The 10,071-nt window shown below is 53.1% G+C and carries 9 protein-coding genes; 2 read left to right on the forward strand and 7 right to left on the reverse strand.

What is annotated here, in order from left to right:
• From EA392_12065 to EA392_12080, 4 genes are all read right to left on the reverse strand, one after another.
• The coding region (locus tag EA392_12065; protein ID TVR37674.1) for a peptidylprolyl isomerase at positions 1–395 on the reverse strand (395 nt) is incomplete at its 3' end.
• Between the two features lie 68 nt (positions 396–463).
• Complete coding sequence (locus EA392_12070; protein ID TVR37675.1) at positions 464–706, reverse strand: hypothetical protein; 243 nt, start codon at positions 704–706, stop codon at positions 464–466.
• 117 nt (positions 707–823) lie between these two features.
• Complete coding sequence (locus EA392_12075; GenBank protein ID TVR37676.1) at positions 824–2,770, reverse strand: ATP-dependent metallopeptidase FtsH/Yme1/Tma family protein; 1,947 nt, start codon at positions 2,768–2,770, stop codon at positions 824–826.
• Between the two features lie 40 nt (positions 2,771–2,810).
• Entirely contained in the window at positions 2,811–3,515 is a 705-nt protein-coding gene (locus EA392_12080) for an arylesterase (GenBank protein ID TVR37682.1), read from the reverse strand.
• A gap of 79 nt (positions 3,516–3,594) precedes the next feature.
• Here EA392_12080 and EA392_12085 point away from each other — a divergent pair, with 79 nt between their 5' ends.
• Together EA392_12085 and EA392_12090 are read left to right on the forward strand one after the other, a co-directional pair.
• A complete protein-coding gene (locus EA392_12085) occupies positions 3,595–4,296 on the forward strand; it encodes an ABC transporter ATP-binding protein (GenBank protein ID TVR37677.1) in 702 nt (233 codons plus the stop codon).
• A complete protein-coding gene (locus tag EA392_12090; protein TVR37678.1) occupies positions 4,296–6,824 on the forward strand; it encodes an FtsX-like permease family protein in 2,529 nt (842 codons plus the stop codon). Before EA392_12085 ends, EA392_12090 begins: the two co-directional genes overlap by 1 nt.
• Here EA392_12090 and EA392_12095 read toward each other — a convergent pair.
• The 3 genes from EA392_12095 to hisS form a co-directional block, all read right to left on the reverse strand.
• Positions 6,807–7,493: an alpha/beta fold hydrolase gene (locus EA392_12095; GenBank protein ID TVR37679.1), complete on the reverse strand. Its 687-nt coding sequence runs from the start codon at positions 7,491–7,493 to the stop codon at positions 6,807–6,809. The genes EA392_12090 and EA392_12095 overlap by 18 nt on opposite strands.
• Positions 7,493–8,992 carry a histidine ammonia-lyase gene (gene hutH, locus EA392_12100; GenBank protein ID TVR37680.1) on the reverse strand — a complete coding sequence of 500 codons (1,500 nt, stop codon included), beginning with the start codon at positions 8,990–8,992 and terminating at the stop codon, positions 7,493–7,495. Before hutH ends, EA392_12095 begins: the two co-directional genes overlap by 1 nt.
• On the reverse strand, positions 8,989–10,071 hold a 1,083-nt coding region (hisS, locus tag EA392_12105; protein ID TVR37681.1), incomplete at its 5' end, for a histidine--tRNA ligase. The genes hutH and hisS, both read right to left, overlap by 4 nt.

Below are 10,071 nucleotides of genomic sequence, written 5' to 3' on the forward strand. Positions count from 1 at the left end.
AGGTCTTTTCCTGCAAGCGGGTGATTGGCATCGAGGTTTACTACCTGCTCGTTTACGTTGGTAACAGTAACGGGCATTTGACGGCCATCCTGTGTACTCATATTAAGACGCATTCCCGGTTCGGGCTTAATTTCAGCCGGAATTTCGTTGCGGGGAACTTCAAAGCGCAGGTCTTCGCGAACTTCGCCATAGGCTTCGTCACTGGGGATTTCAAATGTTTTGGTTTCAGCTACTGCCATTCCCATTACAGCCGACTCAAAGCCGGGAATGAGCTGACCCTGACCCATGGTAAATTCCAGGGGCTCGCGTCCTTCAGAGCTGTCGAATACTTCACCGTCATTTAATTTTCCGGTGTAATGCACCACTACGGTGTCTTGTTCTTTTACTTGTGACATAGATCTTTAATTTGCCACAAAAGTACTTATAATATCAGGAATAGCAGGGTGACTCAGGGCAAACGCTTTTAAAACTGTTTAGATTTAATAACAACAAAAAGTGATTTTGAATGAGAAGTCTCCCTTGCGTACTTCGCGCCTGCCATGCCGCAGGCAGGCCTTCCCTGCCCGCGGCAGGCGGGTTTGCGGTCCCTGCTAAGGGACTTGCGGTAAAAATTCTTAACCGCAAGGAACGCTACAGGAGGCGCAGCGAGCGCAAAGAAATTGAATATCAATTCTAAAGTGAAGTTCCAAAAAAAATTTGACACCATCCTGACACCTCTCAAGAGGTAAAGCCATCGGGAAGTATCTCCATTGGCAGCTTCTGGATTGATATTCTAAATGCGTTTGCCCCGCAGGGTGACCGCTGTTACAGTAGCGCACTCGGGCTATTCAGGAGGAACGGCTTTTTTGGCGGAGCGAGGTGGCCCGAGCAATCTTTCAAAGTCATCATGGTAAAGCACCTCCTTTTCGCGAAGCAAAGCGGCAATTTCATCCAGCTTTTCACGATTCTCCCGCAATAAATTTAAGCTGCGCTCATAGCATTGACGTATCAGCTCCCTTGCCTCCTGGTCAACCATTTTGGCGGTTTCTTCGGAGTATGGCTGGCGGAAACTGTATTCATTGGTCAGATCCTTAAATGAAAAGTGCCCTATCTTCTCATTCATGCCGTACAGTGTAATGATGGAGTATGCCAACTGGGTGGTGCGCTCCAGGTCGTTTTGGGCACCGGTTGAAACATCGTTGAACACCAACTCCTCGGCAGCCCTTCCACCCAAAGTCATGCATATAGTATCCATCAATTCATCTCGTGTGTAGAGGTTTTGTTCTCGGGGCAGGTATTGTGCAAATCCGAGTGCGGCTACCCCTCTGGGTATGATGGAAACTTTAATTAAGGGATGTGCGTGCTCAAGCAACCACCCACAAAGAGCATGACCGGTTTCGTGGTAGGCGATAATCTTCTTCTCATCGGCCGAAATGAGTTTGTTCTTTTTCTCCAGTCCACCCACTACGCGATCAATGGCCGAGATAAAGTCTTCCATTTCAACTTTGACTTTGTGCTTGCGCGCAGCATGAAGTGCCGCCTCGTTGCAGGTATTGGCAATTTCGGCTCCGGCAAAACCGGGGGTTTGCTGCGCAAGTTCTTTGGCGTCCACATCGTCACCAAGGGTAAGTTTTTTAAGGTGAACCTTGAATATCTGCTCACGACCGTTCATGTCGGGCTTGTCAATGTAGATGTGTCGGTCAAAACGGCCTGGTCGAGTGAGCGCAGGATCCAGCAAGTCGGGGCGATTGGTGGCGGCGAGAATCACCACGGTCTGATCGCTGTCAAAGCCGTCCATCTCTACCAGGAGCTGGTTCAGGGTATTCTCTCGCTCATCGTTGGTTTGCGATTGTGAGCGGCTTCGCGACCTTCCAATGGCTTCAATTTCGTCAATAAACACAATACAGGGTGCCTTTTCCTTGGCCTGCTTAAAGAGGTCGCGCACACGGGCGGCACCCACGCCCACAAACATTTCCACAAAATCTGACCCCGACAAAGTAAAGAAAGGCACCTTGGCTTCACCGGCCATGGCTTTGGCCATCAGCGTTTTTCCTGTTCCTGGAGGGCCTGTGAGTAAAACACCTTTGGGGATGCGCGCCCCAAGTGCCTTGTAGCGATCCTGGTTCTTGAGGAAATCCACTACCTCCATCACTTCTTCCTTGGCTTCGTCGAGCCCGGCCACATCGTCGAAACTCACTTTTATCTGATCCGACTCATCCACCAGTCGCGCTTTGGACTTGCTGACCTGGCTGAAGGGATGTCCGCCGGCACCTCCGGCACCACCACCTCCTCCCATCATTCCACCTGTAAAACGCCGGAAAATAAAGAGCCAAATGGCCACCAGAATGAGAATGGGCAGCATCCAGGCAAAGATGTTCAGGAACCAATTTTCGCGGGTTTCAAACCTGGGGCTTATTCGCTCTTCCTCGGGAATTCCTTCCTGGGCTTCGGCGAGTTGGTTCTGGAAAAAATCCATTGATCCAATGGTAAACTCGTAGTGCGGGCCCAAATTGGTTTGACCAAGCACATTCTCGCGCACGGATTCGTACCGGTCATCTTTGAGTGCATCTACCTTGATAAATACCTCAACCTTGTTGTCGTTCACCACCACAATCCGATCTACATCACCGCGGAGCAACATTTCGCTGCGGAAGGTGCGCCAGTCGGTTTCTTCGGTTCCGCCGCCGCCAAAAAAGATGTTCACCCCGAAAAACACCGCGAGGAGTAAGAGGTATATCCATAGCAACCTCATTCGAGGGCGTCGGGGCTGTTTGTCTTTTACGATGGGCATGGTAATTTCTTATTCTGGGTGGCCTCAAAAGTAGTGTTTCTCAATTTTCTCCGGAAAGGGCATTACCCTGAACCAACGGAGCAACGTAAGGCCAAACCGTTTTGGCCACGATGCGCTGGCCCTCGCGGTTGGGGTGAATGCCATCCGGCAAATTCAGGTGTGCTTCACCGGCCACTCCCTCGAGCAAAAAAGGAATCAGCGCCACTTGTTCGCTCGCTGCCACGTCGGAGAAAATCTTTTCAAAAGCTGCGCTGTACTCCTGCCCCATATTGGGAGGAACCATCATACCTGCAAGAACGATCTCTGCTTCGGGCTGTTTTGCGCGAACCACTGCAATGATATCGCGCAGGTTTCGGGCCGTTTCTTCCGTCGGTATTCCGCGCAAACCATCGTTCCCTCCCAGCTCCAGCACAAAAACATCTATACGCTGCTGCGATAACACCCATTCCACCCTGTTTTTTCCGGTTGCAGTAGTTTCCCCCGTAACGCCGGCGTTGATAACCCTAACCGGGGCCTCCAGCGAATCGAACCAATGCTGTAGTATGCCCGGAAAAGATTCATCGGGGTCGAGCCCGTAGCCCGCGGTGAGGCTGTTGCCGAAAAACAGAATCACTTTCTCATCTTTATCAACCTGTGTCATTTTAGTCGGTGCAGCGGGCTCCGTATCCCGGGGCGACGGAGGACTCTCACATGCCAGCAGCACACTTGCACTCAAAATCGGTATCCATCTGTTAAAAAACATCATCTTGCAGCTCATTTGGTTTTTCATCAAACATCTTTGCGTCCCACTGGTTCAAGTATCCAAAGAAACACTTTTAAAACAGATGACCACGCACCAGGCTATGCTCCGGGCCGAAAACCTGAGTAAACGTTTTCCCAGCGGAGGAAATGAAATTACCGTACTCGACAGCGTAACTTTTCAAGTGGATCGCGGGGAGACCTGCGCTATTGTGGGTCCCTCAGGAAGCGGTAAAACCACGCTTTTAGGCCTTTGTGCCGGACTCGACCAGGCTTCATCCGGAAGTGTGATGTTGCAAGGAACAGCGATGGAAAAACTGAGTGAAGACGAGCGTGCTGCCCTGCGCAGTGAGCGCGTAGGTTTTATTTTTCAGCAATTTAACCTGTTACCCGGACTCACTGCACTGGAGAATGTGATGGTTCCGATGGAGCTGCGAAAAATGGAGCGTGCCGCCCAAAGGGGCCGGGAACTACTGGCCGAAGTGGGTCTTGCCGACCGCGCACACCACTACCCTGTTCAATTGTCGGGAGGCGAGCAGCAGCGGGTGGCCATTGCCCGCGCCTATGCCAACAACCCCGCCATCCTTTTTGCTGATGAGCCTACGGGCAACCTCGACGAAGACACCGGTGCGCAGATTGAAGCATTGATTTTTGATCTGAACCGCGAGCATCAAACCACCCTTGTAGTGGTGACCCACGACATGGAGCTGGCCTCGCGCACATCGCACATCATCCGCCTTAAAGGTGGAAAAATTGTGGAGGAATCGTCCAAAACCGCCCAAAGCTGATGAGGCTCAGCTGGTATTTGAACATGGCCCTTCGCGATAGCAGAAGGCAACGCGGCCAATTGCTGCTTGTGGCAACCAGCATGATTTTGGGTGTGGCGGCATTGGTGGCCATTCAATCGTTTGGCGACAGCGTGCAACGCGAGCTGAACGACGAAGCCCGCAACCTGCTGGGTGCAGACATCGCAATAGAATCACGCGCACCCATCACGGAGGAAACGATGGCTTTTCTGGATTCATTGGGACTGGAAATCAGTCTTGAAATCAATTTTGGCTCTATGGTTCGGTTCTCCTCGGGCGATGGAACCCGTTTGGTAAACGTGCGGGCCATTGACGGAGGCTATCCTTTTTACGGTGAGATAGCCACCGAGCCGACGGGCGTGACTGCTGCCATGAAAGCGAAAAAACAGGCACTGGCAGGAGACGAACTGCTGCTGCAATTTGCGGCTCGACCCGGAGATACTCTGTTTGTGGGCTCCCTGCGCTTGCCTTTGGCAGGGAGAATTTCCTCGGTTTCGGGTCAATCGGGAATCACAGGCTCCGTGGCTCCACCGGTTTTTATTCCCTATTTCCTGGCAGAAGAGAGCGGACTGCTTCAAAAAGGCAGCAGAATCAATTACAGGTTGTATGGAAAATATCCCCGGGGGTTCGATGAATCTCTGTACGCTGCACTGATCAAGCCAAGGCTCGAATCACCTGATATCCGAACCGAGAATGTGGAAGAGCGCCGGAAGCGCACGGGCAGGTTGTTTAGTGATCTGACAGGCTACCTGAACCTCACTGCCCTGCTTGCCCTGCTGATTGGTTGTCTTGGTGTGGCCAGCGCCACGCATGTGTACATCCAGGGAAAAGTAAAATCGGTAGCCATCTTGCGATGTATAGGTGCGTCGGCAAAAGACGCCATGAATATTTACCTGATTCAGGTTGCGTTGGTTGCGCTGCTTGCATCGCTGGCAGGCGTCGTGGCCGGTGCGCTCCTGGTCAATGCCATCCCACTGCTCATCAACGAACTGCTGCCCTTTTCGGTGAACAGTAAACTGAGTATAAACGCCGTGATTCTGGCGGTGTTGGCGGGAGTAGGAACCACACTGCTCTTTGCAGCTCCGCCTTTGCTTCGCATCCGGAAAATCTCGCCATTGCAGGCCATTCGCAGCTCCGGGTCGCAGCAACTTCCGTCCGGAAACGTTTTGCTTACCATTCTGCTCACTGCATTGCTTCTGCTCTTTGCCGGTTGGCAACTGCGCAGTTGGTGGGGTGCCATCCTGTTTACCGCTGCCTGCCTCGGCTCGCTGGGACTGCTTGCGCTGGTTGCCCGAACCATGATGGTGCTTGTTCAAAAGTATTTTCCGCGCAAAGGCTCTTTTGTGCTGCGCCAGGCCCTGGGTAACCTCTACCGGCCCAACAACCAAACGCTGGTGCTGGTGGTCAGCATCGGGTTGGGCACGGCGCTGATCGCAACGCTGCTCATCAACCGGCAGCTTTTTCTTGACAAGATCGCCATCAGCGCCTCGGGTGAAGAGCAACCCAACATGGTGCTGTTTGATATTCAAACCGGGCAAATTGAACCTCTCGAAGCCCGGCTCGACTCATTCGGAATGCCTTTGATTGGCCGTGTGCCCATTGTGAACATGCGCCTGGCGGCCATCGGCAATCGAAAGGCTCATGAAATACTGGCAGACAGTACTTCCGATATTCCGCGGAGGGTCATCTCGCGCGAGTACAGGGTCACCTACAGGGATTCGCTGATTGACTCCGAAAAACTGGTAAAAGGAACATGGACCGGGCGTATAGAATCAGGGCAAGTACCGGTACCCATTTCCCTCGAAGAGCGTTTGGCCCGCGAAATGACAGTAGATGTGGGCGATCTCCTGACTTTTAACGTGCAGGGCGCCGAAATGCCGTGCGTTGTGGGAAGTATCCGAAAAGTTGATTTTCAGCGGGTACAGACCAATTTTGTGTTGCTTTTTCCCGCCGGGGTGCTTGAGCGTGCGCCGCAGTTTCACGTGGCGCTCACGCGCTTCGAAAGCACAGAGCAATCGGCCCGCTTTCAACAGTATATGGTGACTTCGTTTCCGAATATTTCCATTATTGATCTGAATCTCGTGCTCGATACCCTGGATACCATTACCACCAAAGCCGGATACATTATTCAGTTTATGGCCATCATTGGGCTGCTCACCGCTCTGGTAGTGCTGATAGGCGCTGTAAGGGCGGGCAAATACCAACGGATCAAAGACGGTGTGCTGCTTCGAACCATTGGGGCCAGCCGAAAGCAAATTCTACTGATTCAGTTTTGGGAGTACTTCATTTTAGGAAGCCTGGCGGCCTTTACCGGTTTGTTGATTGCCACCGTGGTAAGCGTGTTGCTGGCGAGCTATCCCTTTGACGAGTGGCTCTTTCCGCAGTGGACACCCCTGCTCTACCTGTGGCTGACCATTGTATTGGTTACCACCCTGATTGGAATGAGCAACAGTTTGCGCGTGGTGAAGCACCCTCCACTGGAGATACTGCGCTCAGACGCGCTTTCGTGATGACGACACCTGCTTTACCACCGGTTGGTCAAGGTGAAATTGAATGCGCTCTGTCATAACCGCTCCCATTTCATACACCATAAAGTGATTTCCGCCTTGAATAATCTCGGCTCCTTTAGCCCTGCCCGCTGGGAAAAGCGGGTCGCGTGAGCCGTGAAGGTGCACAAAATTCAAAGGCATCTGCTGGTTATCCCAATTCACGCAGGCATTGATGGCAAATTCCAGGTAGGCGGGCGTGCAGTTATTCAGCATTTCCAGAAAAAGGTCGCGCTGGGTAAGTGTTTGCCAGGGATAGACGGTATCTATCAATCCCGACAGGTTTTGAATCAACGAGCCACTAAAAAGGGCATTGAGCCGGGTGCGGGCCACCGTTTTCAGGTGGATGGGCAGTTCACTGCGGGTTTTTACAGTTGAAATGAGGATCATCTTTTCGGGTGAAACGTGCTTCTGCAACTCGATGGCCATCATCCCACCCATGGAGGTTCCGATCAAATAGAAAGGCTCATCGGGATCTATCAGCGGAACAAATTTCAGGGCATACTCCGCGAGGGTTTTACACTCTTCGGGCTCCATCCAGTTCAGGTAGTGCTCTTCTACCCCATCAAGGTGAATATTGGCGTACAATCGCTCGTCGGCACCCAGCCCCGGAAGAAAATAGACCTTTTTCATCAGCGGTAATCAGCGGGATTGAGCGATTCCACAAAACCGCGCGACTTCTCCATCAGCGGATACATCACTTCGTCTTCCGCGATATAGGGAACCTCTTTTCTGAAATCGCTGTGCAGCTCTTCAAGCGCCGGAGAAGTTTTGAGCGGTCGCCGCAAATCCAACGCCTGAGCGGCATTCATCATCTCAATGCCCAGCACCTGCGTTACGTTGCGCACTACCTGTACAGTCCGCACGGCTGCGTTGGCCCCCATGCTCACGTGGTCTTCCTGTCCGTTGGACGAGTCAATGGTATCCACCGAAGAAGGTGTACACAACTGCTTGTTTCTGCTCACGATGCTGGCTGCGGTGTACTGCGGAATCATGAACCCGGAGTTGAGTCCTGGTTTGGCCACCAGAAAAGCGGGTAAGCCGCGGGTGCCGCCAATCAGTTTGTAAACCCTGCGCTCACTGATGCTGCCCAACTCTGCACAAGCAATGGCGAGGTAATCGAGCGCGAGCGCCAGTGGCTGTCCGTGAAAATTTCCGGCGGAGATGATCTTGTTTTCCTCCGGGAAAATGGTTGGGTTATCGGTCACGGAATTTACTTCGCGCTCAAACACCGAAACCACGTGAGCCAGCGCATCGCGGGTTGCACCATGCACCTGCGGCATGCAGCGGAAGGAATACGGGTCCTGCACGTGGGTTTTGGGCTCTTGCTGCAAAGGACTGTTTTGAAGCCAAACGCGAACATTCTCTGCAACTTTCAACTGACCGGAGTGCGAACGAACCTTATGCACCGAGGCGTCAAATGGCTCCGGACGGCCGTTGTACACATCGAGCGAGAGGGCGCCCACCATGTCGGCCACCTCGCAGAGGCGAAGCGCCCGAAGGCAGCTCCACACTCCGAGGGCGCTCATAAACTGGGTTCCGTTCAGGAGGGCCAATCCCTCTTTGGATTTAAGCTGCAGTGGTTTCCAGCTCATGTGCTGCAAAAACGCCGCACCATCCATGCGCTGCCCTTTGAAGTCCACCTCCCCCATTCCAATCAGCGGAAGGCTCAGGTGCGCCAGCGGGGCAAGATCACCCGAAGCTCCGAGAGAGCCTTGCTCATAAATCACCGGCACGGCATCGGCGTTGTACATATCCAGGAGCCGCTGCACGGTTTGCTGCTGCACACCACTGTGGCCGTACAAAAGTCCTTTGGCCTTGAGCAGAAGCATCAGTTTGGCCAGATTCCGGTCAATGGGGTTGCCGGTTCCGCAGGCGTGAGATTTTACGAGGTTTTCCTGAAGCTGTGACAACTCATCCTGCCCAATGACTGTGTCGCACAATGAACCAAAACCCGTGTTGACGCCATATACGGGAGCTGCGTGGGTGCCCATGTGCGCGTCGAGGTAATCGCGGCATGCCTGCACTTTTTGCATGTCGGCGGGATCTGCCTGTACCTGACGTCCGGACAACAGAAGTTCACCTATTTCGCCCAGGGTCCAGTGCTGCGAAGAGAGTGTGTAAGTGCTCATGACGAAAAGAAGGCTACGAGGTCATTTACCGGCACTTCGGTTTGCTTGCCGGAATCCATGTTTTTGAAAGTGATGATGTTGGCCGCCATTTCATTTTCACCGGCCATGGCCACCCACGGCACGTTTCTGTCATTGGCGTATTTCATTTGCTTATTCATTTTGGCAGCCTCGGGATAAATCTCGGCGGGGATACCCGCACTGCGCAGGGTTTTCAGGTGGCGCATGGCGTAGCGACTTTCCGCGTCGCCAAAGTGGATGAAAAGGACTCTGGTACCGCGCCCCAGTTTTTCGGGAAAAAGGTTCAGGGCCAGCATCACATCATAGATGCGGTCGGCTCCGAAAGAAATACCGATGCCGGGCAGGTTGTCGCGTCCAAAAATGCTGGTAAGATCGTCGTAGCGCCCGCCGCCGCAAATGCTCCCTATTTGTACGCCGCCCGCCACCACCTCAAAGATGGCTCCGGTGTAGTAATCAAGTCCACGCGCAAGGGTTACATCAACCTCTACCCTGGCTTTGTTCAACCCGATTTCCGCGATGTGGCCCAGGACTTCCCGAAGCTCGGCAATACCTGCTTTGCCTGTTTCTGATTGTGCCAACAAACCGTCCAGCGTTTGCAGCAGCTCATCGTTTCCGCCCTGCATGGTGAGCAGCGGCTCGAGCACTGCCATGGCCGTGGCTGGAATTCCGCGGTCTGTCCATTCTTTCTTCACGCCGTCGGCCCCTATCTTATCGAGCTTGTCGAGGGCTACGGTCACGTTGATGATTTGATCGGCAATACCGGCCGTTTCGGCAATGCCGGTGAGGATTTTGCGGTTGTTGATTTTGATGGTGAAATCATGCAGCCCGAGTTCACTCAACACATCATCAAAAAGTTGAATCATTTCTACTTCGTAGAGCAGGGAGGTGCTTCCCACCACATCGGCGTCGCACTGGTAAAATTCGCGGTAACGGCCTTTTTGCGGACGGTCGGCGCGCCATACCGGCTGTATCTGGTAGCGCTTAAACGGAAAGCTCAGCTCGTTGAAGTGATTCACCACAAAGCGCGCAAAGGGTACGGTGAGGTCGTAGCGGAGGGCTTT

It is taken from the genome of Cryomorphaceae bacterium (assembly GCA_007695365.1).
In the GTDB taxonomy this organism is placed as follows: Bacteria; Bacteroidota; Bacteroidia; order Flavobacteriales_D; family SKUL01; genus SKUL01.

Excerpts from the sequence above, each read along its gene's own strand:
- EA392_12095 (TVR37679.1), bottom strand. The coding sequence starts at position 7,493 with ATGAAAAAGGTCTATTTTCTTCCGGGGCTGGGTGCCGACGAGCGATTG.
- EA392_12080 (TVR37682.1), bottom strand. The coding sequence starts at position 3,515 with ATGATGTTTTTTAACAGATGGATACCGATTTTGAGTGCAAGTGTGCTG.
- EA392_12085 (TVR37677.1), top strand. The coding sequence starts at position 3,595 with ATGACCACGCACCAGGCTATGCTCCGGGCCGAAAACCTGAGTAAACGT.
- EA392_12070 (TVR37675.1), bottom strand. The coding sequence starts at position 706 with ATGGTGTCAAATTTTTTTTGGAACTTCACTTTAGAATTGATATTCAAT.
- hutH (TVR37680.1), bottom strand. The coding sequence starts at position 8,992 with ATGAGCACTTACACACTCTCTTCGCAGCACTGGACCCTGGGCGAAATA.
- EA392_12090 (TVR37678.1), top strand. The coding sequence starts at position 4,296 with ATGAGGCTCAGCTGGTATTTGAACATGGCCCTTCGCGATAGCAGAAGG.
- EA392_12075 (TVR37676.1), bottom strand. The coding sequence starts at position 2,770 with ATGCCCATCGTAAAAGACAAACAGCCCCGACGCCCTCGAATGAGGTTG.